This is a genomic window from Anaeromyxobacter paludicola, assembly GCF_023169965.1.
Taxonomy (GTDB): Bacteria; Myxococcota; Myxococcia; order Myxococcales; family Anaeromyxobacteraceae; genus Anaeromyxobacter_B; species Anaeromyxobacter_B paludicola.
Window position 1 is genome coordinate 3876324 of sequence record NZ_AP025592.1, and the last position, 24966, is coordinate 3901289.

The 24966-nt window shown below is 75.3% G+C and carries 18 protein-coding genes; 10 read left to right on the plus strand and 8 right to left on the minus strand.

Annotation, left to right across the window (positions count from 1 at the left end):
- Window positions 1–207: 207 nt before the first annotated feature.
- Together AMPC_RS17335 and dusB are read right to left on the minus strand one after the other, a co-directional pair.
- Window positions 208–1077 (minus strand): ZIP family metal transporter, encoded by an 870-nt coding sequence (locus tag AMPC_RS17335; protein WP_248342696.1) that lies wholly within the window; start codon window positions 1075–1077, stop codon window positions 208–210.
- Window positions 1074–2123, minus strand: a complete 1050-nt coding sequence (dusB, locus tag AMPC_RS17340) for a tRNA dihydrouridine synthase DusB (RefSeq protein ID WP_248342697.1) — start codon at window positions 2121–2123, stop codon at window positions 1074–1076. The genes AMPC_RS17335 and dusB overlap by 4 nt, the downstream gene beginning before the upstream one ends.
- A 231-nt stretch (window positions 2124–2354) precedes the next feature.
- Between dusB and AMPC_RS17345 the strand changes: the two genes are divergently transcribed.
- The 4 genes from AMPC_RS17345 (at window position 2355) to AMPC_RS17360 (ending at window position 6391) form a co-directional block, all read left to right on the plus strand.
- Entirely contained in the window at window positions 2355–4295 is a 1941-nt protein-coding gene (locus AMPC_RS17345; RefSeq protein WP_248342699.1) for a LysM peptidoglycan-binding domain-containing protein, read from the plus strand.
- Window positions 4296–4508: 213 nt separating this feature from the next.
- Window positions 4509–4787 (plus strand): c-type cytochrome, encoded by a 279-nt coding sequence (locus AMPC_RS17350; protein WP_248342700.1) that lies wholly within the window; start codon window positions 4509–4511, stop codon window positions 4785–4787.
- 160 nt (window positions 4788–4947) lie between these two features.
- A complete protein-coding gene (locus AMPC_RS17355) occupies window positions 4948–5370 on the plus strand; it encodes an NfeD family protein (RefSeq protein ID WP_248342702.1) in 423 nt (140 codons plus the stop codon).
- A 19-nt stretch (window positions 5371–5389) separates the two neighbouring features.
- On the plus strand, window positions 5390–6391 hold the full coding sequence (locus AMPC_RS17360) for an SPFH domain-containing protein (RefSeq protein ID WP_248342704.1): 1002 nt from the start codon (window positions 5390–5392) through the stop codon (window positions 6389–6391).
- Window positions 6392–6879: 488 nt separating this feature from the next.
- On the opposite strand, the gene AMPC_RS17365 is transcribed toward AMPC_RS17360, so the two are convergent.
- Genes AMPC_RS17365 through AMPC_RS17375 form a run of 3 tightly spaced genes read right to left on the minus strand, consistent with a single transcriptional unit; the run spans window position 6880 to window position 10585 of the window.
- The gene (locus AMPC_RS17365; protein ID WP_248342706.1) at window positions 6880–8166 is read right to left on the minus strand and encodes an FtsX-like permease family protein; all 1287 of its coding nucleotides are present in this window, start codon (window positions 8164–8166) and stop codon (window positions 6880–6882) included.
- Window positions 8163–8840, minus strand: coding sequence for an ABC transporter ATP-binding protein (locus AMPC_RS17370; RefSeq protein WP_248342707.1), 678 nt, complete (start codon window positions 8838–8840; stop codon window positions 8163–8165). Before AMPC_RS17370 ends, AMPC_RS17365 begins: the two co-directional genes overlap by 4 nt.
- Entirely contained in the window at window positions 8837–10585 is a 1749-nt protein-coding gene (locus tag AMPC_RS17375; protein ID WP_248342708.1) for a hypothetical protein, read from the minus strand. The genes AMPC_RS17370 and AMPC_RS17375 overlap by 4 nt, the downstream gene beginning before the upstream one ends.
- Window positions 10586–10619: 34 nt before the next feature.
- On the opposite strand from AMPC_RS17375, the gene AMPC_RS17380 reads away from it, so the two are divergent.
- From AMPC_RS17380 to AMPC_RS17400, 5 genes are all read left to right on the plus strand, one after another.
- Window positions 10620–11234, plus strand: a complete 615-nt coding sequence (locus tag AMPC_RS17380; protein ID WP_248342709.1) for a tRNA (guanine-N(7)-)-methyltransferase — start codon at window positions 10620–10622, stop codon at window positions 11232–11234.
- Between the two features lie 24 nt (window positions 11235–11258).
- A complete protein-coding gene (gene alaS / locus AMPC_RS17385; protein WP_248342711.1) occupies window positions 11259–13934 on the plus strand; it encodes an alanine--tRNA ligase in 2676 nt (891 codons plus the stop codon).
- An 81-nt stretch (window positions 13935–14015) separates the two neighbouring features.
- Window positions 14016–14399 carry a hypothetical protein gene (locus tag AMPC_RS17390; protein WP_248342712.1) on the plus strand — a complete coding sequence of 128 codons (384 nt, stop codon included), beginning with the start codon at window positions 14016–14018 and terminating at the stop codon, window positions 14397–14399.
- 22 nt (window positions 14400–14421) lie between these two features.
- Entirely contained in the window at window positions 14422–16224 is a 1803-nt protein-coding gene (locus tag AMPC_RS17395; RefSeq protein ID WP_248342714.1) for a CHASE domain-containing protein, read from the plus strand.
- A 9-nt stretch (window positions 16225–16233) separates the two neighbouring features.
- Window positions 16234–20760, plus strand: coding sequence for an Lhr family helicase (locus tag AMPC_RS17400; RefSeq protein ID WP_248342715.1), 4527 nt, complete (start codon window positions 16234–16236; stop codon window positions 20758–20760).
- 81 nt (window positions 20761–20841) lie between these two features.
- Here the strand turns inward: AMPC_RS17400 and ftsZ are convergent, their stop codons facing one another.
- Genes ftsZ through AMPC_RS17415 form a run of 3 tightly spaced genes read right to left on the minus strand, consistent with a single transcriptional unit; the run spans window position 20842 to window position 24274 of the window.
- Window positions 20842–22110 carry a cell division protein FtsZ gene (gene ftsZ, locus AMPC_RS17405; protein ID WP_248342716.1) on the minus strand — a complete coding sequence of 423 codons (1269 nt, stop codon included), beginning with the start codon at window positions 22108–22110 and terminating at the stop codon, window positions 20842–20844.
- A 30-nt stretch (window positions 22111–22140) separates the two neighbouring features.
- Complete coding sequence (gene ftsA / locus AMPC_RS17410; protein WP_248342717.1) at window positions 22141–23370, minus strand: cell division protein FtsA; 1230 nt, start codon at window positions 23368–23370, stop codon at window positions 22141–22143.
- 43 nt (window positions 23371–23413) lie between these two features.
- The gene (locus AMPC_RS17415) at window positions 23414–24274 is read right to left on the minus strand and encodes a cell division protein FtsQ/DivIB (RefSeq protein WP_248342718.1); all 861 of its coding nucleotides are present in this window, start codon (window positions 24272–24274) and stop codon (window positions 23414–23416) included.
- A gap of 234 nt (window positions 24275–24508) precedes the next feature.
- Here AMPC_RS17415 and AMPC_RS17420 point away from each other — a divergent pair, with 234 nt between their 5' ends.
- Entirely contained in the window at window positions 24509–24841 is a 333-nt protein-coding gene (locus AMPC_RS17420) for a cytochrome c3 family protein (protein ID WP_248342719.1), read from the plus strand.
- The last annotated feature ends 125 nt before the right edge of the window (window positions 24842–24966 follow it).

Genomic DNA, 24966 nt, shown 5'->3' on the forward strand with positions numbered 1-24966 from the left:
GCAAAGCGAACGGCGCGCCAATGGGCAGGAGTTGCCCAACGGCCCGTCACGCAAGGAAAACCTTGCCGCGCCCGCGCGAAGGTGGCGGGTGCGCGAGGGACCACCCACGCCCCCCGTGCTGGGGACGTTTCGATCCAGGCGCGCGGAAAGCGAACGCTTTTTCGCAAAGGGGTCGCGCCGCACCTCAGGCGCGCGCCGCACCCACGGTCACTCGTGATGGAGGTGGCGCAGCGCCCACATCAGCGCCACGCCGGCGGCGAGCGCGAGGGCCAGCTTGACCCTGGGTCCGCCGCGCCGGTGCAGGTCGGGGAGGATGTCGGACAGCGAGAGGTGCAGGAAGGTCCCGCAGCTCGCCGCGAGCGCCAGCGGCGTGAACGCCTGCAGCCCGAAGAGATCGCGGGCCGCGACGTAGAGCACCGCGCCCGCCGGCACCATGAGCGCGAAGGCGGCGTTCATCGCGAGGGCGCGCCGCCGCGACCAGCCCTCGGCGCGCAGGATGGCCGAGAGCGAGAAGCTCGACGGGATCTTGTGGGCCAGGATGGCCACGAACACCATGAGCCCGAGCGCCGCCCGCTCGTTGGCGGCGCCGAGCGCGAAGCCGTCGATGAGGGTGTGGAGCGAGAGCCCGACGAAGGCGGCGAGCCCCATGGTGTGGACGTCGCAGCCGGCGCCGCCCGGCCGCGGGTGCTCGTGGGAGTGGACGTGGGCGTGCGCGTGCGGGTGGGCGGCGCCCACGAGGCCGGTGTCGGCGGGCAGCCCGATCTCCTCCCCGGCGCCGGACGGCTCGAGCGCGGCCGCCGCGCCGCCCGGGTCGCAGACGTGCACGAGCACCCAGCGCTCCAGGGCGAAGAGGCAGAGGAACCCGACGGCCACGAACGGCAGGGCGCGGAGGATCCCGACCCCCTCCACCGCCTCCGGGAGCATGTGGAAGAAGGCCGCGCCCAGCATCACCCCCGCCGAGAAGGCGAGGAGCGGGTCGGAGCGGCGCACGCCGCCGAGCAGCGGCAGCACGCCGCCGGCGAGCGAGCCGGCGAGGATGGCGCCGGCGTAGAGGGCGAGGGTCCCGAGCTCGGTCACGGCTCGTCCACCGGGGTCGGGGCGATCGACGGGTCGAGCTCGAAGGCGGGGCTGCCGGGCGGGAAGTGGCGCTCGACGAGCGCCTCCACGCCGGCGAGCGTGTTCACCGACACCGCGTCGCGCCGGAAGGCCACGCCGCCGCGCCGCCCGCGCGTGTACCAGAGGAGGTGCCGGCGCAGCTCGCGCACGGCGTGGTCCTCGGCGACCTCCGGCCGCTCCCGCGGGCGCTGCGCGCGGCGGTGGTCGATCTGCATCCGCACGTGGCGCAGGATGGTGGAGACCCACTCGTCGCGGGTGAGCGGCGGCGCCGCCCGGCCCTCCTCGGCGCAGCGCAGCTCGCGGAAGATCCAGGGGTTGCCGCAGGCGCCGCGCGCCACGAGCACGAAGTCCACGCCGGTCTCGCGCTTCATGCGGAGCGCGTCCTGCGCGGTGAAGACGTCGCCCGAGCCGAGCACCGGGATGCCGACGGCCCGCTTCACCGCCGCGAGCCTCGTCCAGTCGGCGCGGCCGGAGTAGCCCTGCGCCCGGGTGCGCCCGTGCAGCGCGACCGCCGCCGCGCCGCCCGCCTCGGCCGCGCGGGCGACGTCCACGCAGTTCACCTCGTTCGCGTCCCAGCCGGCGCGGATCTTCACCGAGACCGGCACGCCGCCGGTGGCGGCGGCGACGGCGCGCACCGCCGCCTCGACGCGGGCGGGGTCGCGGGCCATGGCGGCGCCGGCGCCGGTGCCGCACACCTTCTTCACCGGGCAGGCCATGTTGATGTCCACGAGGTCGGCGCCCCGCTTGACCGCCTCGGCGCCGGCTCGCGCCAGCACCTCCGGCTCGGAGGCGAAGATCTGCACCGCGAAGGGGACCTCGGAGGGGTCGCGATCGAGGTAGCTCTCCGTCTGGAGGCTCCCGTGCAGGAGCCCGTGAGCGCTCACCATCTCGGTGTAGGCGAACGCCGCACCCATCTCGCGGCAGAGGAGCCGGAAGGGGCGGTCGGAGACGCCGGCGAGCGGCGCCAGGAAGAAGCTGCCGGAGAACTGGTGCGGTCCGATGTGCATGGGGCGGTGCGCGGCTGATGTAGCACGGCCGCCCCGCCGCCGGCACGTGATCCGGCGCCCGTCCCACGAGCCACCACACGAGCGCCTGACCCGCGCGCGGGGGCTCCAGAGCGGCAATTGCCCTCACGGGCCTTTGCCGGATACCATCCCGCACCTGAAATCAGGCAGCGGTCCGCCGCTGGCCCCCACTGCAAGCGGGTGATGATGCCGACGAGAATCCTCCTCGCGCCGATGGCGCTTTTCCTGGCGCTCCCCGCGCTGGCCCGCGAGCCCCTGGCCGCGGCGCCGCAGGGGCTGGCCCGCGCCGTCAAGCAGGAGATCGTCCCGGCGGCCCAGCCCAGGCCGCTCGAGGTCGCGCTGCCCGAGCTGCAGCCGGTCACCGACGAGGAGGACGCCGACGCCGAGGCGGGGGACGCCGCGGTGCCCGAGGTGGAGCGCCAGGCGATCGAGGCGCAGTCCAAGGAGATGAGCGAGCTGCAGGAGGCGGAGGCCAGGGCCCACCTCATGGAGGAGCCGCCCCCCGCGTCCGACGAGGCGGCCCGCGCCGGCGCGCGGCTCGGGCTGGAGTCGCCCCTTCGCCGCAGGCTGGAGGACGCCGGCGAGCGGCAGGAGGGCGCCACCTACGAGGCGCTCGGCCGCATCCCGGGCCTGCCGCAGATCGACCACGACCTGAAGCGGCTCCAGGCCGAGTACGACATCCCGATCGAGGTGAACGAGGCGGTCCTCTCGTACATCCGGTTCTTCCAGCAGCCGCTCCCGCGCAGCCACTTCGTGCGCTGGCTGGGCCGGGCCGAGAAGTACGTGCCGCGCTTCCGCGCCATCCTCCGCGAGGAGGGGCTGCCGGAGGACACGGTCTACCTCTCGATGATCGAGAGCGGCTTCGCCAACATGGCCTACAGCCGCGCCCGCGCCTCCGGCACCTGGCAGTTCATCGCCGAGACCGGGCGGCGCTTCGGGCTGAGGCAGGACTTCTGGGTGGACGAGCGGCGCGACCCCGAGAAGGCGGCGCGCGCCGGCGCGCGGTACCTGAAGGAGCTCTACCGCCAGACCGGCGACTGGAAGCTCGCGTGGGCCGGCTACAACGCCGGGGTCGGGAAGATCTACCAGGCCCAGCGCAAGGGGCAGAACGACTTCTGGACCATGACCCGCGGCCGCGTCCTCAAGGCCGAGACCAAGGGCTACGTCCCGAAGCTCATGGCGGCGGCCATCATCTCGAAGCACCCCGAGTCGTTCGGCTTCTCCGAGAAGGAGATCCAGGCCGAGCGGTGGGCCGACTACGAGCTCGTCCAGGTCCCGGCGGCGACCCCGATGTCGGCGGTGGCCCGGGCGGCCGAGGTGGAGGAGAAGGACCTCTTCGACCTCAACCCCGAGCTGCGCCGCTCCTGCACGCCGCCGCGCTCGTACCAGGTGAAGGTGCCGTCGGGGAAGGCCGAGGCGTTCGCGCGCAACTGGCCGGCGGTCTCGGCCGAGGCCGGCCAGATGGTCGCCCACCACAAGGTGCAGAAGGGTGAGAGCATGGCCTACCTCGCGCGGGCCTACGGCGTGCCGGCCGCCACGCTCGCGCGCATGAACGGGCTCCCGGCCAAGGGCCGTCCGAAGGCGGGCACCGAGCTGGTGGTGCCGCTCGAGGCGCTCGCCCGCGGCGAGGCCGCCGCCGTCCCCGCCGACCCGCCCGGCCCGCGCATGGTGAAGGTCGTGAAGTGGGTGAAGACCCGCCACGGCCGCAAGAAGGTGGTGAAGCTCGTGGCCCGCGACGACGACGTCGAGCTGGCCGCGGCGCCGGCGGCGAAGGACAGGAAGGGCGCCGGCGCCAGGAGCGCCACGGTGAAGCTGGCGCGCGCCGAGGCGGCCTCCACCGAGAAGCCGGAGCGGAGCGAGAAGCCCGGGAAGGCCGAGAAGGCCGCCGCCGCCGAGCGGCCCGAGGTGGCGCGCCGGGCGGACCGCGCCGATCCCGCCCGCGTGAAGGCCACGGTCCGGGTGAAGACCGGCGACTCGCTCTCCAGCATCGCCGCCCGGTACGGCGTGGGGCTCTCGGAGCTCTGCCGCTGGAACGGCATCAAGAGCCCGCGCAAGTACAAGCTCCACGCCGGCGGCCAGCTCGTGGTCTTCCGCAAGCCCGAGCGCTCCGCCGACGCGAGCAGCGGGGCGCGGCCGGTGCTGGCGCGAGACTGAGCGCCCTCCGGGGACCCCCTCGAAGGCGCCGCGGCGCCCGCTCGCGAGCGAGCGGAGGAGAGGGACCGAGCGGCCAGGCGGCCGCCGCGTGAGCACCCGGGGCGCCGCCAGCTCCGACGGGTCCCATCGTCGCAGCGTCCGGGCGGGTGAATAGCTTGAGGCCGCGCGCCGTCTGGCGTGTGAGCAGCTCGAACCCCATTCCAGGAGCACCCGATGAAGCGCCTCTTCGCAGCAGCCCTCGTCGCCTCCCTGGCCCTCGGCGCCGCCGCCGCGCGCGCCGACGACGCCAGCCTCTTCGCCTCGAAGTGCGCCGCCTGCCACGGCAAGGACGGCAAGGGCGGGTCGATGGCCAAGAGCCCCATCGCCGGCATGGCCGAGGCCGACGCCCACAAGGCGATCGCCGACGGCAAGGGCAAGATGCCCGCCTACAAGGGCAAGCTCTCCGACGCCGAGATCAGCGGGCTCGCGAAGTACGTGCACGGCTTGAAGTAACCGCCGCCCCCGCGACCCCGAGGGCCGCCGGCTCCCACGAGGGTGGGGCCGCGCGGCCCTCGCCGCGTCCGGGGCGCGGCGCGCCGCTCCCCGCCGCAGGAGGCGCCGAGCCCGTCCCGCGTCCCCGGGCGTGCTACGCTCGCCGCCGGGAGGGAGCGACATGGCGTGGTGGGGCTGGATCCTCTTGGGGCTGGGGCTGCTCGCGGCGGAGCTCGCCACGCCGGGCGGCCTCTTCGCCCTCTTCTTCGGGCTCGGGGCGCTGGTGGTGGGGTGCCTCGTCGCGCTCGGCGCCGGCGGCTCGCCGGAGCTCCAGTGGGTCCTCTTCAGCACCCTCTCCCTCGCCGCCCTGGCGCTCCTGCGCCGGCGCCTCAAGGCCCGCCTCGCGGGGCGGCCGCCGGTGGACTCGCTCGTGGGCGAGCTGGCGGTGCCGCTCGAGGACCTGCCGTCGCACGGCGCCGGCAAGGCCGAGCTGCGCGGCTCCGCCTGGACCGCCCGCAACGTCGCCGAGGTCGCCGTGGCGCGCGGCCAGCGCTGCCAGGTGGTGGGCGTCGAGGGGCTCATGCTGTTCATTCGGCCCGAGTAGGGCCCGGGAGGTCGCGATCGTGAGCGCCGTGTTCCTGATGGTGGTCCTGCTCGCCGTGTTCGCGGTGTACGTCGTCGCCAAGACCGCGGTGGTGGTCCCGCAGCAGAGCGCCTACGTGGTGGAGCGGCTCGGCCGGTTCTCCGGCGTGCTCGAGGCCGGCTTCCACGTGCTCATGCCCTTCTTCGACGCGGTCCGCTACCGGCACACGCTGAAGGAGCAGTCCTTCGAGATCCCGGAGCAGATCTGCATCACCCGGGACAACGTGCAGGTGGCGGTGGACGGGATCCTCTACCTCAAGGTGATGGACCCGCAGCGCGCCAGCTACGGCATCTCCGACTACCTGTTCGCCATCAGCCAGCTCGCGCAGACGGCGCTCCGGAGCGAGATCGGGAAGATCGACCTCGACCGCACCTTCGAGGAGCGCACCCACGTGAACACGCAGGTGGTCTCCGAGCTCGACAAGGCGACCGGCCCCTGGGGCATCAAGGTGCTGCGCTACGAGATCAAGAACATCACGCCGCCCAAGGACGTGCTCGCCGCCATGGAGAAGCAGATGCGGGCGGAGCGCGAGAAGCGGGCCGTGATCCTCACCTCGGAGGGCGAGCGCGACGCCGCCGTCAACTCCGCCGAGGGGCGCAAGCAGCAGGTGATCAAGGAGTCGGAGGCGAAGCGGCAGCAGCAGATCAACGAGGCCGAGGGCCAGGCGCTCGCCATCCTCGAGGTCGCGAAGGCGACCGCCGAGGGGATCGCCCGCGTCGGCGCGGCGCTCGCGGGGCAGGGCGGGATGGAGGCGGTGCAGCTCCGGGTCGCCGAGCAGTACGTGAAGGAGTTCGGCAACCTCGCCCGCAGCTCCACCACCGTGGTGCTGCCGGCCACGCTCTCCGACGTGGGCTCGATGATCGCCCTCGCCATGAACCTCTTCAAGGACGGCCAGCGGCCGCCGCCGGCCGGGGCGCGGGTCAACCAGGCGCTGCCGACGACCCCGGTGCCGCCCAGGCCCGCGCGGCCGCCGGGGACGTAGGGGCGGGGAACGGCCCGGCACCCCGCAGCGCTCGGGCCCGCCGCTCACGGGGACGCGGGGCGCGTCGGGAGGGGCATGCCCAGCGCGCGGGACCGTCGCGAGGCGGAAAAGCCCAGAGCCCCGTCAAGCGAAGACGGGGTCCGGTTTGGGTGCATCGGTGACAACGCGCCGTAAGCACGGGGGGCACACGCTGCGCGGAGCTCCTGGCCCGAGCCGTCCGCGGGGACGGCTCCTGGCCGGCCCCTCCTCGCGGGCGCGGCCTCCTTTCGCGCGCCCCTGCCCAGTGCGTTCGGACACGTCCGGCGAGGCGGCGGCGCCGCCGCCGAGCTCGACGGGATCGGTCGCGCGTGCCCCCTCCGCTCGCGTCAGGGCCCGAAGAAGCTCAGGGGTGCAACGCGAGCGCCGTTCTGGCCTAGCGGCGGTACGAGGGGCCGCTGTCGCCCGGATCCGTTTTGCGGAGTGAAGCTCGTCGAGTGACTGGCATTCGGCTACGAGAGCGCCCGCGCCGGCTCGGCCCGGGCCGCCGCCCGCGCCGGGGCGAGCGCGCCGCCCATGGCGGAGAGGAGCGCCACCGCCGGGCCGAGGAGCACGAGCCACCAGGGGAAGGCGAAGAAGGTCTCGGGCCGGAAGGGGAACTCGGGGAGCAGCCGCGCGAACAGGTGGTCCGCCCCGAGCGACGCCGCCCAGGCGATGAGGAGCCCGGCGAGGCCGCCGCCGAGGCCGACGATGCCGGCCTCGGCGATCACCAGCGCGGCGAGGTCGCCCGGCGTCGCCCCGACCGCCCGCAGGATGGCGAGCTCGCGGGCGCGGCCGCGGACGGTGGCGAAGAGCGACTGGGCCACGGCCAGCGCCGCGAGCGCGCACATGAGCAGCGCGAGGAGCGCGAGCGCCCCGGTGGTCACCGCCACCACCGTGCCCACCCGCTCGGCCACGCTCCGCTCCCCCTCGTCCACCGCGAAGCCCATGTGGCGCACCGCCGCGGCGACCGGCGGGACGTCCTCCGGCCGCTGCGTGAAGAGGGTCACCGCGCTGTAGCCCTGGTCCTGCTTGCCGTAGTCGCGGTGGAGCCGCTTCACCGTCTCGAGCGGCAGGGCGAGCTGGTACACCGGGACGCGGTCGGAGAGCCCCGCGAGCAGGAGGCGCGCGTCGTAGACCCGGTCCTCGGTCTTGAGCGGCACGATGGAGAAGCCCACCTGCACCGGCAGCTGCAGCCCGATGAGCGCGAGCCCGGGCGGCAGCCGCCGCAGGTTCCAGGCCGGGGCGATGGTCTTGTCGTAGATCTCGAGGAGCCGCTTCGACGCCACCACGTCGATGGGGCCGGCCTCGCCCTGGTCCTGGAACGACTGCCCCGGGCCGAGGTCCCGCTTCACGAGCCCGGGATCGACCCCCACCGCCGGGAGCTGCGCCACGAACCCGGGCGGCCAGTTGAGGGGCACGCCCTCGGGCCCGCGCGAGGCCGCGATGGGGACCCGGCAGTTGAGCTTCGGGTGGGCCTCCGCCACCCCCGCGAGCGCCGCCAGCCGGAGCACCGCCTCGTCGTCGAGCCTGCCGCCGCCGAGCACCGCGCCCAGCGAGACGTTGGCCGGCACCACCTCCACCGCGCGCGCCTCGCTCGGGAACATCCGCTGCGCCGCGCGCCCGACCCCGAGCCCCAGCGCCACGAAGAAGACCAGCGCCGCCGCGCCGGCGCAGGCCGCCGCGCCGTCGAGCAGCGCGCCGCGCACGTCGGCGCGCAGGTCGAGCCGCGCCAGCCGGACCAGCCGTCCCAGGGTCACGTCTGCAGCCTCCCGTGGTCGAGCCGGAGCACGCGGCCGCAGGCCGACGAGACCCGCTCCTCGTGCGTCGCCACCAGCACCGCCAGCCCGGCCTGGGCCAGCGCGACGAAGATCTCGATGATCTCCTGCCCGGTCCGGAGGTCGAGGTTGCCCGTCGGCTCGTCGGCGAGGAGCACCCGCGGGCGGGCGAACAGGGCGCGGGCGATCGCCACCCGCTGCCGCTCGCCGCCGGAGAGCTCCCCGGGGCGCCGGTGCGCCTTCTCGGCGAGCCCCACCCGCGAGAGCGCCTCGCGGGCCGCCTCGCGCGGGCTCGCGGGCGCGTCGGGGCGCGGCCCGCCCTGGCCGAAGAAGGCCGGCAAGAGCACGTTCTCGAGCGCGGTCATGGCCGGCAGGAGGTTGAAGGACTGGAAGACGAACCCGATCGCCTCGTTGCGCAGCCGCGCGCGGCGCGCCTCCGAGAGGCCGCGCAGGCTCTCACCCGCCACGAGCGCCTCGCCCTCGAAGTCGGCGTCGAGCGCGCCCGCCACGTAGAGCAGGGTGGACTTGCCCGAGCCCGAGGGGCCGACCACCGCCGTCATCTCGCCCGGGTGGACCGCGAGGTCCACGCCGTCGAGCACGGTCACCCGGGCCGCGCCGTCCTGGAAGGCCTTGCGGATGCCGCGCAGCTGGATCACGGCTTCCCCGGTCCCGGCGAGGACGCCGGCTCGGCGGCCTGCGGCGGCTCGCCCTCGATGGCGAGGTCGAGGAGGGCGGCCTTCTCGCGGACTTCGAGCCGCACCGCGATCGACTTCAAATGGGACGCCGGCTCGACGAACCGCTCGGCGAGCGACCGCATCACGAAGCCGTCGGGGCCGGTGCCGTACGCCTCGGGCGGGAGCGCCCGCGCGCTCCGCACCAGGTTGCCCGGGTCGAGCACCAGCGCGCCCGGGCCGTCGCGGAGCAGGTCGCGCGCGCCGGGGCTCGGGGCCGCGTAGCCGGCGCCCTGGCCCTCGACGCGGGCGAGGAGGGCCTCGAAGCGGCCGGGCCCGCCGGCGGCGAGGAGCCGGTCGCCGCGCAGGGCCACCGTGAGCGCGTCGCCGCCCCAGGGGAGGCGGACCGCGCCGGGCGGGAGCGGGCGGGCCGGGGGCTGTGGCGGGCTCGGGGCCGCCGCCTTCGCCGCCACGGCCTTGGCCGCCGCGGCCCCGCGGGCGGGGCGCCCCTTGGCGCGCGCGGGCGCCGCCGGGGGCGGGCTCCCGAAGCCGAGGGCGCGGGCGAGCTCGGGCAGCCGCGCCACCAGCGGCTCCAGCCGCGAGGGCTCCTTCACCCGCGCCGCGAAGGTGAGGTGCAGGAGCCGGAAGGGGTCGGAGAGGACGTACTCCCAGCCGCGCGCCGAGAGGTGCGCCACGTCGAAGCTCGGCGCGAGCGAGAGCGACACCGCCGCGCCGGGCGCGAGCTGGTCCCAGAGCTGCGAGGAGAGGTCCACCCTGGCCACCGCGAGCCGCTCGCGCGCCGCCGCCGGCAGGGCGTACCCGACGCGCCGCCCGAGCGCGGAGGGGTCGCCGCCGAAGCGGGCCGCGAGGAGGGCGTCCTCCGGGAGCAGGGCGAGCTCGGCCGCGCCGGCGCGCCGGTCCACCCCCGCCACCTCGCGCCAGACCACCGCCCGCTCCGGCGAGAGCGGCAGCACCGCGCGCAGCGCGAGGAGGCGGTCGCTGGCGCGCGCCCCCACGAGCAGGCCGTCGCGCAGGAGCGCCACCGGCTTCACCGCCGCCGAGGCGGGCGGCGCCCAGAAGAGCGCGGCCTGATCCCGGCCCGCCGCGTCGCGGGCCTCCGCGAACGGGGCCGAGGCGGCGAGCGACTCCGCCTGCGCGATCCCGGCCGCGCCGCGGACGGCGTCCTCGCTGCTCGGGCCGGTCGCGAGCAGCGCGTAGCGCGAGGCGTAGGCGAAGGCGAGCACCGGCGGGCCGCCCGGGTCCTTCCGGAGCGCCTCCACCGTGACCGCGCCGGAGGTGGCGCGGCCGCGTGCGGTGGCGCCGGTCCGGTCGCGGGCGAGCCGCGTCAGGGTGTCCTCGAACCGCCGCTCGTCGGCGATGGGCATCACCAGCACGAGCGGCTGCCCGGGGCCGGCGGCGAGGGCGGCGCCGCGGGCCGGGTCGAAGCCGGCCGCCTCGAGCCCGCGCCGGTCGAGCGGATCGAACCCGAGCTGGGACCGGAGCCCGTCCACCGTCTCCATGAGCGACCCGGCCGCGGGGTAGGAGCGGGCGGCGCGGGCCAGGGCGGCGAGCTGCTCGGCGCCGCGCCCCAGCTCCGGCAGGACCACCGCGAAGGGCGCGCTCGCCGGGAGCCAGCGCTCGGGGGGCGCGCCCTGCTCGCGCGGAGCGCCGCAGCGCGCGCAGCCGGACAGGGCGAGGAGCGTCGCCGTGAGGGTGGCGATTGCGCGCATGGTGCGGTTCTATCATGCTAGAAAACCGCCGCTCATGATCTTCAACCTGGAGGACGACGCGCCCCTCGCGCTCGACCACTTCCCCGACTGGAATCACCGGTTCGGGGAGGCGGCGCAGGGGCTGGAGCTCGAGATCGGGTCGGGGCACGGCGGGTACGCGCTCGGCTTCGCCAAGGCCCGCCCCGGGCGCGCCCTCGTCGCCGTCGAGCAGCGGAAGAAGTTCGCCGAGGAGCTCCGGCAGAAGCTCGAGGTCCGCGGCCACGCGAACGTCCTCGCGCTCCAGGGCGACGCCCGGCTGCTCGCCCCGCGCCTCTTCCGCGCCGGCACCCTCGCCGCGGTCCACGTCCACTTCCCCGACCCCTGGTGGAAGCGGCGCCACCACCGGCGCCGGCTGGTGGACGACGCGATGTCCGGGCTGATCCTCCGGCTGCTGCGCCCGGGCGGCCTCCTCGACTTCCGCACCGACGTGGAGCGCTACGCCCGGGACGCCATCGTGCGGCTCGAGGAGGTCGGGTTCGAGAACCTGTGCGGCGAGGGCGCCTTCGCCCCCCACGATCCCGCCGAGATCCCCTCCACCCGCGAGAAGCGGTACCTCGCCACCGGCCAGCCGGTGTGGCGGCTGCGGCTCGCCCGGCCCTGTGTTATCTAAGCCCGTCCTCCCCTGGAAAACGCCATGAAGAACGCCACCGCCGCCCAGATCCGCGAGGCCTTCCTCCGCTTCTTCGAGGAGCGCCAGCACCGCCGCGTGAAGAGCTCCTCGCTCGTCCCCCAGAACGATCCGACGCTGCTCTTCACCAACGCCGGGATGAACCAGTTCAAGGACGTCTTCACCGGCCGCGAGCAGCGCGACTACAAGCGCGCCACCACCTCGCAGAAGTGCGTGCGCGCCGGCGGCAAGCACAACGACCTCGAGAACGTGGGCTTCACCGCGCGCCACCACACCTTCTTCGAGATGCTGGGGAACTTCTCCTTCGGCGACTACTTCAAGCAGGACGCGGTGGCCTTCGCCTGGGAGTTCGTGACCAGCCCGCAGTGGCTCGCCATCGACGAGAGCCGGCTCGCCGCCACCGTGTTCGCCGGCGAGGGCGCCATCCCCTGGGACGCGGAGGCCTACGGCTTCTGGAAGGCCCAGGGCGTGCCCGAGGAGCGCATCTACAAGCTCGGCGCCAAGGACAACTTCTGGGCCATGGGCGAGACCGGCCCCTGCGGCCCCTGCTCCGAGCTCCACTACTACCAGGGCGGCGACATCCCCTGCGCCGAGGAGGCGGCCGGGCGGGAGTGCCAGGGCGTGGCCTGCGACTGCGATCGCTGGCTCGAGATCTGGAACCTCGTGTTCATGCAGTTCGAGCGCAGCCAGGACGGCGCGCTCACGCCGCTGCCGCGCCCGTCGATCGACACCGGCGCCGGCCTCGAGCGCATGGCCGCGGTGGTGCAGGGCAAGCGCTCCAACTACGACACCGACCTCTTCCAGGCCATCATCCGCGCCATCGAGGGCGTCTCGGGCAAGCGGTACGACGCCGGGAGCGACGACGGCGTCTCGATGCGCGTCATCGCCGACCACGCGCGCGCCACCACCTTCCTCGTGGGCGACGGCGTGCTGCCCTCGAACGAGGGGCGCGGCTACGTGCTCCGCCGCATCATGCGGCGCGCCATCCGGCACGGGAAGCGGCTCGGGCTCGAGAAGCCGTTCCTGGCCCGCGTCTGCGAGGCGGTGATCGCCGAGATGGGCGACGCCTACCCGGAGACCCGCGAGAACCAGGCCTTCATCCTCGAGGTGGCGAAGAACGAGGAGGAGTCCTTCCGGCGCACCCTCGACAAGGGGCTCGCCATCCTCGAGGACGAGATGCGCCGGCTCGAGGCGGCGGGCGAGAAGGTGGTGCCGGGCAAGGTGGCCTTCCTCCTCTCCGACACCTTCGGCTTCCCGATGGACCTCACCCGCGTCATCGCCGGCGAGCGCGGCTTCGGCGTGGACGAGCCCGGGTTCGACAAGCACCTCGCCGAGCAGCGGGCCCGCTCCGAGTGGAAGGGCTCCGGCGAGGAGGCGGTGGGCGACCTCTACAAGGCCATCGCCCAGGAGCTCGGCGAGACGAGGTTCGTCGGCTACGAGCGGACCGCGACCCGCGCCGAGGTGAAGGCGCTCGTGGTGAACGGCCACCGCGCCGCCCGCGCCGGCAAGGGCGACAAGGTGGACGTCGTCACCGAGCTCACCCCGTTCTACGGCGAGTCGGGCGGCCAGGTGGGGGACCAGGGCGCCATCGCCGGCCCGGCGGGCGCGGTGTCGGTGACCGACTGCCAGCGCCCCGTGCCCGGCTTCACCGTCCACCGCGGCGAGGTGACCGAGGGGGCGATCGCCGTCGGCGACCTCGTCGAGCTCTCGGTGGACGAGGCGCGCCGCGACCTGGTGCGCGCCAACCACTCCGCCACCCACCTGCTCCACTTCGCGCTCCGCGAGGCGCTCGGCGAGCACGTGAAGCAGGCCGGCTCGGTGGTCCACCCCGACTACCTGCGCTTCGACTTCTCGCACTTCCAGCCGCTCGGGCAGGAGCAGCTCCACCGGGTGGAGCGGCGCGTGAACGAGCTGGTGCGGGCCAACGAGGCCTCCGACACCTCCGTCCTGAAGCTCGAGGAGGCGCGCCAGTCGGGCGCCATGATGATCTTCGGCGAGAAGTACGGCGACGTGGTGCGCGTGGTCCGGATCGGCCCCTCGAAGGAGTTCTGCGGCGGCACCCACGTGCGCCGCACCGGCGACATCGCCTTCTTCAAGATCGCGAGCGAGGAGAGCATCGCCGCGGGCGTCCGCCGCATCGTGGCCGTGACCGGCCCGAAGGCGGTGGAGCTCGCGCAGCGGGAGGAGGAGGAGCTCGGCCGCGCCGCGGCGCTCCTCAAGGCGGGCCTCTTCGAGGTCTCGGCCAAGCTCGAGCAGTCGCAGAAGCGCGCCAAGGAGCTGGAGCGCGCGCTCGAGGAGGCCCAGTCCAAGGTGGCGGCCGCGAAGAGCGGGGACCTCGCCGGCCAGGCCCGCGAGCTCAAGGGCGTGAAGCTCCTCACCGCCCGCGTCGAGGGCGACGGCAAGGCCCTGCGCGAGCTCGCCGATCAGCTGCGCAGCAAGCTCGGCCGCGGCGTGGTGGCGCTCGGCGCCGAGCAGGACGGCAAGGCGATCCTGCTGGTGGCGGTCACCAAGGACCTCGTCGGCACGGTGAAGGCGGGCGACCTCGTGAAGGACGCGGCGAAGCTCGTGGGCGGCTCCGGCGGCGGCAAGCCCGACCTCGCCCAGGCCGGCGGCGCCGAGCCGGCCGGGCTCGACCGCGCGCTCGCCCGGGTGGCCGAGCTCGTCGAGAGGGCGATCGCCTAGCGCGAGTCAAGCCCCGGGCCGGTCCGGGGCCCTCGCGCGCCGATTGACCCGCGCGCGGGAGCGGCCCTACCATTCGCTGCGGTGGACACGCCCTCGCAGCGCACCCGCGCACGCCGCTACGCCGGCCCGGTCGTCGAGCTCGAACGGGCCCGCGACGATCGCCGCCTGCGCGACTGCCACGCGCGGCTGCGCGAGGTGGTCGAGGTGAACCGGAAGGCGCTCGGCGGCCTCTTCCAGTCGGGGCTCATCTACACGCGCCACGGGGCGCGGCTCGGCCGCGACCTGCTCCTCGCCCAGCAGCACCTCATCAAGGTCCGCGAGCTCCTGGCCCGCCTCGGCGAGCTGGGAGAGCGGCCGGAGGAGGGCGGCGAGGGGGCGCTCCTGTACCGGCAGGTGCAGGTGCTGCTCGCGCGCACCGCCGAGCTGACCGCGCGCTCCGACGGGGTGCTCGCGCGCGAGCGGTGAACCTGTCTTGATGCGGCCCGCCATGCGCGCCGACCCGACGCTCCCGCCACGCCCCAACCTGCGCGAGTCCGCGGCGTGGGCGGTGCTGCTCGCCGGCCTGCTCGCCACCGGCGTCGCGGTGCGCGTCGTGACCGCCTCGATCGAGGCCGAGCAGCGCGCCCGGTTCTCCGAGCTGGCGGCGGTGCTGGAGGGCGACGTCCGCGCCCGGCTCGAGGCCTACCTCGCCCTCCTGCGCGGCACCCGCGGCCTGTTCGCCGAGGGGCACGAGCCGACCCCGGCGGAGGGGGCGGCGCTGGTGCGCAGCCTCGAGCTCGAGAGCCACTACCCCGGCATCCAGGGCGTCGGGTTCTCGAAGCTGCTCCGGCCCGACGAGCTGGCGGCGCACGTCGCGCGGGAGCGCGCCGTCGGCCGCGCCGGCTACCGCGTCTGGCCGACCGACCCGCGGCCGGTCTACACGAGCGTGGTCTGGCTCGAGCCGCTCGACTGGCGCAACCAGCGCGCCATCGGCTACGACATGTTCTCGGAGGCGCGGCGGCGGGCGGCGATGGAGCGGGCCCGCGACACCGGCCTGCCCTCGGCCACGGGGAAGGTCGTGCTGGTGCAGGAGGCGGGGACGGAGCGCCAGCCGGGGGTCCTGGTCTACCTGCCGGTCTACCGCGGCCAGCCCAGGACCGTCGCCGAGCGGCGGGAGCGGCTCGTCGGCTGGGTGTACGCGCCGTTCCGGGCCGACGACCTCCTGCGGGCCATCCTCGGGGCGGGCGGCGCGCCCCGGCTCGACCTCGAGGTCTACGACGGCGAGCGGGTGGAGCCCGGGGCGGTGCTCTTCGACCAGGACCCGAGACCCATCGCGGAGGGCGCCGGCGGGATGACGCGCGTCACCCGCCTCGAGGTGGCCGGGCGGATCTGGACCGTCCTCTTCGCGGCGCCCGGCGGGGTGGGGCCCCGCTCCACCCAGCGGCTCCCGGCGGCGGTGGCGATGGCCGGCCTCGCCTTCTCGCTGCTCGGGTTCGGGGTGGTGCGCGCGCAGGTCCGCGGGCGGGCCGCCGCCGAGGAGGCCGGGCGGCGGCAGGCGGAGCTCGCGGCGGAGAACGCGCAGCTGCTGGCGCAGGCGCAGGAGGCGGTGCAGGCGCGCAACGAGTTCATCTCCCTCGCCTCGCACGAGCTCAAGACGCCGCTCACGGCGCTCCGGCTCCAGGCCCACGCGCTGGCGCGCAACGCGAGCGGCCTCGCGCCCGAGGTCCTGCAGGCCCGCACCGAGGCCATCCGGCGCAGCACCGACCGAATGGCGCGGCTGGTGGAGACGCTGCTCGACATCTCGCGCATCGCCGCCGGCGGGCTCTCCCTCGAGCCGCAGGACGCCGACCTCGCGCAGGTGGTGCAGGACGTGGCCGAGCGCTTCGCCGACGAGGCGCAGCGGTCGGGGTGCCAGCTCGTGGTGATCGCGCCCCCGGCGCTCGTCGGCCGCTGGGACCCGCTCCGGCTCGACCACGTGGTCACGAACCTCATCGGCAACGCGGTCAAGTACGGGCCGGGGCAGCCGGTCGAGGTGATCCTGGAGGAGGTGGCGGACCGGGCCCGCCTCACCGTGCGCGACCGCGGCATCGGCATCGCCCCCGCCGACCAGCAGCGCATCTTCGAGCGCTTCGAGCGGGCGGTCTCCGGGAGCTCCTTCGGCGGCTTCGGGCTGGGGCTCTGGATCGTGCGCCAGACGGTGGAGGCGCACGGCGGCACCATCGCCGTGGAGAGCGAGCCCGGCGAGGGCGCCACCTTCACCGTCGAGCTGCCCCGCTCCGGCCCCCCGGCGCCGGCGCCGCGCCCCGCTTAGACCTCCGGGATGGCCTCGGGCGACGCCCCATCGCTCTTCCACCCCGCCGTCGCGGAGTGGTTCGCGCGCTCGTTCCCCGCGCCGACGCGGGCGCAGTCCCTCTCCTGGCCCCCCATCCGCCGCGGCGAGAGCACGCTGCTCCTCGCGCCGACCGGCAGCGGCAAGACCCTCGCGGCCTTCCTCTCCTGCCTCGACCGGCTGATGTTCTCCCCCGAGCCGCCGAAGCGCGAGCGGCTCAAGGTGCTCTACGTGTCGCCGCTCAAGGCGCTGGCCGTGGACGTGGAGCGGAACCTGCGCGCCCCGCTGGCCGGCATCGCCCGGGTGGCGGCCGCGCGCGGCGATCCGCACCGGATCCCCGAGGTCGGGGTCCGCACCGGGGACACGCCGGCCCGGGAGCGGGCCAGGTTCCGGCGCGCCCCCTCCGACGTCCTCATCACCACGCCGGAGTCGCTCTACCTCCTGCTCACCTCGCAGGCCCGCGAGGCGCTCCGGACGGTGGAGCTCGTCATCGTGGACGAGATCCACGCGCTCGTGCCGGGCAAGCGCGGCGCCCACCTCGCCCTCTCGCTCGAGCGGCTCGAGGCGCTCTGCGGCCGGCGGCTGCAGCGGGTGGGGCTCTCGGCGACGCAGCGGCCGCTCGAGGAGGTGGCCCGCTTCCTCGGCGGGGCCGAGGCGCCGGGGGAGGGGGGCGCCCCGCCGCGCTGGCGGCCGGTCACGGTGGTGGACGCCGGGTCGCGCAAGCCGCTCGAGCTCACGGTCGAGGTGCCGGTCGAGGACATGGCGCGGCTCGGCGCGCCGCTCGACCTCCCCGGCGGCTCGGCCGCGGCCGGGCCGGCGCGGGCCTCGATCTGGACCGCCATCCACCCGCGGCTGCTCGCGCTCGTGCGCGCCCACCGGACCACGCTCGTCTTCGTGAACAGCCGGCGCGTGGCCGAGCGGCTCGCCGCGGCCCTGAACGAGCTCGCCGGCGAGGTCCTGGTCCACGCCCACCACGGCTCGATCGCGCGGCCGCAGCGGGTCCAGATCGAGAGCGAGCTCAAGGCGGGGCGGGTGCGCGGGCTCGTCGCCACCTCCTCGCTCGAGCTCGGCATCGACATGGGGTCGGTGGACCTGGTGGTCCAGATCGAGGCGCCGCCGTCGGTGGCGAGCGGGCTGCAGCGGATCGGCCGCGCCGGCCACCAGGTGGACGCGCCGAGCGTCGGGGTGGTCTTCCCCAAGTACCGGGCCGACCTCGTGGCCTGCGCGGCGGTGGTGGCGGCGATGCGCGAGGGGGCGGTGGAGGCCATCCGGTTCCCGCGCAACCCGCTCGACGTGCTCGCGCAGCAGATCGTGGCGATGGTCTCGTTCGAGGACCAGCCGGTGGAGGCGCTCTTCGCCACCGTCCGCCGCGCCGCCGGCTTCGCCGAGCTCCCCCGGAGCGTCTTCGACGGCGTGCTCGACATGCTCTCGGGCCGCTACCCCTCGGAGCAGTTCTCCGAGCTCCGGCCGCGGCTCACCTGGGACCGGGCCGCCGGCGCGCTGCGGGCGCGCGAGGGGGCGCGGCGCATCGCGGTCGCGAACGGCGGCACCATCCCCGACCGCGGGCTCTACGGCGTGTTCCTGGCCGGCGGAGAGAAGGGGCAGGCCCGGATCGGCGAGCTCGACGAGGAGATGGTCTTCGAGTCGCGGGAGGGCGAGACCTTCGTCCTCGGCGCCTCCACCTGGCGCATCGAGGAGATCACGCACGACCGGGTGCTCGTCTCGCCCGCGCCCGGCGAGCCGGGGAAGATGCCCTTCTGGCACGGCGACGCCGCGGGGCGGCCGCTCGAGCTGGGGCGGCGCATCGGCCGCCTCACCCGCGAGCTGCGCGCCCTGCCGCGCGCCGCGGCGCTGGAGCGGCTCGGCCGCGAGCACGCCCTCGACCCGCGGGCCGCCGAGAACCTGCTCCGCTTCCTCGACGACCAGGCGGCGGCGGTGGGCGCGGTGCCGGACGACCGGACGGTGGTGGTGGAGCGGTTCCGCGACGAGCTCGGCGACTGGCGCGTGTGCGTCCTCACGCCCTTCGGCGGGCGGGTGCTCGCGCCCTGGGCCCTGGCGGCGTCGGCGCGCGCCCGCTCCATCCTCGGGGTGGAGGCGGAGACGCTCTGGACCGACGACGGCTTCGCGGTGCGGCTCCCCGATCTCGAGGCGGCCCCGGACCCGGCCTTCCTCCTGCCGGAGCCGGAGGAGGTGCAGGACCTCGTCTCGCGCGAGCTCGGCGGCACCGCCCTCTTCGCCGGCCGCTTCCGCGAGGTGGCGGCGCGGGCGCTGCTCCTGCCCCGGCGCCGCCCCGGCGGCCGCACCCCGCTCTGGCAGCAGCGCAAGCGCGCCGGCGACCTGCTCGCGGTGGCCGCCGGCTACCCGGCCTTCCCCATGCTGCTCGAGACCTGGCGCGAGTGCCTGCAGGACCTCTTCGACCTCCCGGCGCTGGCGGAGCTGCTCGGCCAGGTGCGGTCGCGGCAGGTGCGCGTCGTCACCGCCGACCCGGCCGCGCCGTCGCCGTTCGCCGCCTCGGTCCTGTTCGGCTTCATGGCGAGCTTCATCTACGACGGCGACGCCCCGCTCGCCGAGCGCCGGGCCCAGGCCCTCGCCATCGACCAGGCCCAGCTCCGGGAGCTGCTGGGCGAGGCGGAACTGCGCGAGCTCCTCGACGAGGCCGCGCTGGCGCAGGTGGAGGCGCGGCTGCAGCTCCTCGAGCCGGAGCTGCGGGCGAGGAGCGCCGACGGGGTGGCCGACCTGCTGCTCCGGCTCGGCGACCTCTCGCGCGCCGAGCTCGAGCGGCGCTGCGCCAGCCCCGCGGTGGCGGCCGAGGTGGAGCGGCTGGTGCGCGAGGGGCGCGCCCTGCCGGTGCGGGTGGCGGGCGAGGCGCGCTACATCGCGGTGGAGGACGCGGCCCGCTACCGCGACGCGCTCGGGACGCCGCTCCCGCCCCTCGTGCCGGCGCCGTTCCTGGAGCCGGCGCCGGACGCGCTGGGCGAGCTCTGCGCCCGCTTCGCGCGCCGCCACGCGCCGTTCGCGTCGAGCGCGCTCGCGGCCCGCTTCGGCCTCGGCGTGGCGGTGGCCGAGGCGGCGCTGGAGCGGCTCGCCGCGAAGGGGCGGGTGCTCGAGGGCGCCTTCCGGCCGCACGGGGCCGGGCGCGAGTGGTGCGACCCGGAGGTGCTGCGGGCGGTGCGGCGCCGCTCCCTCTCCCGGCTGCGGGCCGAGATCGAGCCGGCCGAGCCGGCGGCTCTCTCCCGCGCGCTCCTCTCCTGGCAGGGGGTGCTGCGCCCCGCGCGCGCCGGCCCGGACGCGATCCTCGACGCGGTGGAGAAGCTGCAGGGCGCGCCGCTCCCGGCGTCGCTCCTCGAGACCGAGCTCCTGCCGGCGCGCGTCGAGGGGTACCGGCGCGGCGACCTCGACGCGCTCGCGGCCGCGGGCGAGGTGCGCTGGGTGGGCGTCGAGCCCATCGGCGAGCGCGACGGCCGGGTGGCGCTCTACCTCGCGGACGCGCTGCCGCGGCTCCTGCCGCCCCTGCGCGCCGACGCCGCCGCGCCGCCCGCCGGGCGCGAGGCGGCCATCCTCGCCGCGCTCGCCCTGCGCGGGGCGTCCTTCTTCCCGGAGCTGCACGCGGCGGCGGGCGGCGGCTACGAGGGGCAGACGGTGGACGCGCTCTGGGGGCTCGTCTGGCGCGGGCTCGTGACCAACGACGGCTTCGGGCCGCTGCGCGCCTACGCGGAGCAGGGGGCGGTGCGGCGCGAGCGGGCCCGGCTCGAGGCGCGCGCTCCCTTCCGCTCCCGACGGGCGGCGCCGCCCGCGGCGGGCGGGCGCTGGACGCTGATCGAGCCGCGGCGGCCGGGCGCGACCGGACCGGGCCCGACCGCCTGGAGCGCCGGGATGGCCCAGCAGCTCCTCCTCCGCTACGGCCTCGTCACCCGCGAGGTGGCGCAGCTCGAGGGGCTGCCCGGCGGCTTCGGCGCCGTCTACGAGGTGCTGCGGCGGCTCGAGGAGGCGGGCCGGATCCGGCGCGGCTACTTCGTCGCCGGGGTGGGCGCCATGCAGTTCGCGCAGCCGGGCGCGCTCGACCTGCTCCGCTCGCTCCGGCAGCCGGGGGAGGAGCCGGAGGTGGTGACGCTCTCCGCCGCCGACCCGGCGAGCCCGTGGGGCGGGCTCCTCGCCTGGCCGGAGAGCGCGTCGGGCCGCCGGCCGGCGCGGGCGGCCGGGGCGAGGGTGGTGCTGGTGGACGGGGCGCTCGCCGCCTGGGTGGCGCGCGGCGGCCGGCAGCTCCTCGCCTTCCTGCCCGAGCTCGAGCCCGACCGCTCGCGGGTGGGCGCCGCGGTGGCGTCCACGCTGGCGGCGGCGGCGCGGGCGGCGCTGGCCCGCCGCGAGGCCACGCTCCTCGCCGAGATCGACGGCCGGCCCGCGGGGGAGCACCCGCTCGCGGCCTGGCTCGTGGCCGCCGGCTTCCAGCCCTCTCCGGCCGGGCTGCAGTTCACCTGGCGGAGCCCGGCGGCGCGGGCGCCCTCCGCGCCGGTGCACTGACGCCGAGGGCGGCCGAGAGACGAGGAGGGCGGCCGCGTCGCCGCGACCGCCCTCGGGATGCTGCCGGGCCGCGAGGCCGCGCTACTCGGCGACGCCCTGCCCGCCGCGGCGCAGGAACGCCGGGATGTCCCACTGGTCGTCGCTCGCGGCCGGGGCCGCCTCGCGGGCGGGGGCGCGCGGGGCGGCGGCGGGGCGCGGCTGGGCGCGGCCGGCGCCGACCGGGACCGCCTCGCGCACCACCTCGCGCACCAGCACCGGCTCGGGGGCCGGGGCGGGCTGCAGCGCGGCCGGCTTCACCTCCTCGGTGAGCCGGAGCGGGAGCGGCTGCACCCGGGCCTTCTGCACCGGGAGGGTCCGCTCGGCGAGGTGCCAGCGCTCGGCGCGCGGCGCCTCCTTCTGCGCGAAGCCGGTGGCGATGACGGTGATCTTCACCTCGTCGCCGAGCCGCTCGTCCACCACCGCGCCGAAGATGATGTTGGCGTCGGGGTCGGCGGCGGACTGGACCAGGCTCACCGCCTCGTTCATCTCGTGGAGGCCGAGCGACGCGCCGCCGGTGATGTTGACGAGGAGGCCGGTGGCGCCGTCCACGGTGATGTCCTCGAGGAGCGGCGACGAGATGGCGGCCTGCATCGCCTCCATGGCCCGGTGCTCGCCGCGGGCGCGGCCGGTGCCCATGAGCGCCATGCCCTGCTGGCTCATGATGGTCCGCACGTCGGCGAAGTCCACGTTCACGAGGCCGTGCACGGTGATGAGGTCGCTGATGCCCTGCACCGCGTTGAGCAGCACCTCGTCGGCGCGCTTGAAGGCGTCGGCGAGCGCCATGGTCTGGTCGCAGACCGAGAGCAGCCGCTGGTTGGGGATGAGGATGAGCGTGTCCACCGCCTGCTTCAGCGCCTCGATGCCCGCCTCGGCCTGCTTGCGCCGCTTGTTCCCCTCGAAGAGGAAGGGCTTCGTCACCACGCCCACCGTGAGGGCGCCCGACTCCTTCGCCACCTGCGCCACCACCGGGGCGGCGCCGGTGCCGGTGCCGCCGCCCATGCCGGCGGTCACGAACACCATGTCGGCGCCGGCGAGCGCCTCGGCGATCTCGCCGCGGGCCTCCTCGGCGGCGTCGCGGCCGCGCTCGGGGTTCGCGCCGGCGCCGAGGCCGCGCGACCCGCTGCGCCCGATCTGGAGCTTCACCTGCGCCCGGTTCGCCGCCAGCGCCTGCACGTCGGTGTTGGCGGCGATGAACTCCACGCCGTCCATGCCGCCGGCGACCATGGTGTTGATGGCGTTCCCGCCGCCACCCCCCACGCCGATGACCTTGATCCGAGCCCCTTCCACGTCCGTCCGCTTGAAGTCTTCCATTCCCGTCACCCTGTCCCTTTTCCCGAACCCCTAGAAGATCTCTCCGAGCCAGTCCTTCATCCGGCTCTTCACCTTGCGGTAGACGTTCTCCTCGCGAATCTTGAAGTACGGGCTCCCCTCCTGCTGCTCCTTCCCGTACAGCACGAGCCCCACCGCGGTCGCGAACTGCGGGCTCTTCACCACGTCCACGAGCCCGCCGATGCCCCGCGGCATCCCGCGGCGCACCGGCATCCCGAGCACCTCCTCGGCCATCTCCTGCATCCCGTCGAGCAGCGTGGAGCCGCCGGTGATCACCACCCCGGAGGCCATGGTCTCCTCGAGCCCGCACTTCTGGATCTCGTGCTGGACCAGCATGAAGATCTCCTCCACGCGGGGCTCGATGATCTCGGCCAGGATCTGGCGCGAGAGGACGCGCGGGTTGCCGCCGCCGACGCTCGGCACCTCGATGGTCTCGGCCGGGTCCACCATCTTGGCGACCGCGCAGCCCTTGGCCTTCTTGATGCGCTCCGCCTCGTGGCTGGGCGTGCGCAGGCCGACCGCGATGTCGTTGGTGAGGTGGTTGCCGCCGAGCGAGAGCACCGCGGTGTGGGCGATGGCGCCGTTCGCGAAGATGGCGATGTCGGTGGTCCCGCCGCCGATGTCCACCAGGCAGACCCCGAGCTCCTTCTCGTCCTCCGAGAGCACCGCCAGCGACGAGGCGAGCGGCTGGAGCACGATGTCGGAGACGTTGAGGCCGGTGCGCTGGGCGCACTTGATGATGTTCTGCGCCGAGGAGACCGCGCCGGTGACGATGAGCGCCTTGGCCTCGAGGCGCACGCCGCTCATGCCCACCGGCTCCTTGATGCCGTCCTGGTCGTCCACCACGAACTCCTGCGGGAGGACGTGGATCACCTCGCGGTCGAGCGGGATGGCGACGGCCTTGGCCTGGTCGATGACGCGATCGACGTCGGCCTGCCGGACCTCCTTGTCCTTGATGGCCACCACCCCGTGGGAGGGGAAGGCCTTGATGTGGCCGCCCGCGATGCCCGTGTAGACGGTGCTGATCTCGCAGCCGCCCATGTGCTCGGCCTCCTCGATCGCGCGCTTGATCGAGGCGACGGTGGCGTCGATGTTGACCACCACCCCCTTGCGCAGCCCCTTCGACGGGTGCGAGCCGATGCCGATGATGTCGATGCCCTCGTCGGTGACCTCGCCGACGATGGCGCAGATCTTGGTCGTGCCGATGTCGAGACCGACCAGGATCTCTCCCTTCCTCGCCATGTAACACCTCCTGTGGACGGGCCGCGCAGTCGCGCGCACGTCCCTAGGGCCCTCTCGGACCCGTTTTGCTCAACGCTTCCTTCGCCCCTGCGAGCCGGATGGTCACCCACGACGGGTGGGCCCGGTTGTCGAGGTGCAGCACCTGCGGCTTGCTGCCCGTGGCGGCGAGCGCCCCGAGCACCTTCTGCAGGCGCGACAGCTTCTGCGGGAGGTCGCCCGTGCCGAGGCGGACCTCCGTGCCCTCGGCGCCGACGTAGAGCGTGACGCCCTGGTCGGCCTCGAGGTGGATCTCCGAGATGGGCGCGCCCTCGGCCAGGCCGGCGGCGGCGTAGGTCCGGGCCAGCGCCAGCGCGCCCTGGAGCTGCGGGCGCACCTCGGCCGGCCGCTGCACGAAGTCCTCGCGCGCGATGCCGGTCACGATGGGCAGGTCGAGCCCGTCGCCCGGCGCGGCGCGCTTGAAGACGTCGCCCTCGCTCGAGACGAGGTAGAGCCCGGAGAGCTCGATGAGCGCGGCCGGCTGGTGCTCCTCGATCCGGACCTCGACGGCGGCGGGGACGCGGCGGTGCGCCTCGGCGCGCTTCACCCAGGGCACGCGGGCGAGGGCGCGCTCGAGCTGCCCGAGGTCGGCGCGCAGGAGGTTGTCGCCGCGGCGGACCGTCGCCGCCTCGGCGAGGTCCTGCTCGGAGGCGCGCTGCTGGCCGGCGAAGCGGACCTCGCGGATGCGGAGCGGCTGGCCGGCGGTGAGGAAGCGGTAGGCGCCCCGGGCGGCGCCGGCGGTGGCCGCGCAGGCGCCGAGGGCGGCGAGGCCGATCCCGGCGCGCCGCAGGCGCAGCTTCCACGAGACGGACTCCGCCGCCGCGTCTCGCCGCTTGCGGTTGCCACCCCGCGCCACACGCCAGTCCACGCCCACACCGCCACTCTCGCCAGTCGCCTCGCACCGGTCCCAGGAACCCGGCGCCGCTTCCGGCCGCTATCGCCCGTCTCGCAGCATGCCCGACCGATCCGATTTGGCAAGTATTTATCGGACGCGGGGAATGGTCCGGTCAGATGATCGGCGTCAAGGAATAACCCGTCGAGGTAACGTTCAATGTGAGTGGGTGCCCGACACCCCACGAACACCGGACAGAGAACGATCGAAATGACGAAGAGACTCACCCTGGCCGCCGCCCTCCTCCTGCCAGCGCTGGCATTCGCGAGACCCGGGGGACGGCTGGCGCCGCTGCCGCGCGAGGTCGCCGTGAGCACCCACGCGCCGTTCGAGACCGGGGAGTGCGGGACCTGCCACGAGCGCGAGAACGCGAACAACCCGGGTGGCCTCGTCAAGCCGCTCAACGCGCTCTGCTACGATTGCCACGACGAGTTCAAGCAGAAGGGGGGCGCTCCCAAGGCCCACCCGGTCGCGAAGACCACCTGCACCACCTGCCACTCGCCTCACAACTCGAAGAAGAAGAAGCTGCGCCTGGATCGATGATGGGGGGGGACGGCGCCGGGCGGGGCGCCGTGTCCGGACGGTAACGGGACGCCAGTTGGGCGAGATCAAGGATCCGCCTGGCCGATCCGTCCTTTGATGAGCCGCTCGCCTGAGCAACCCTTGCG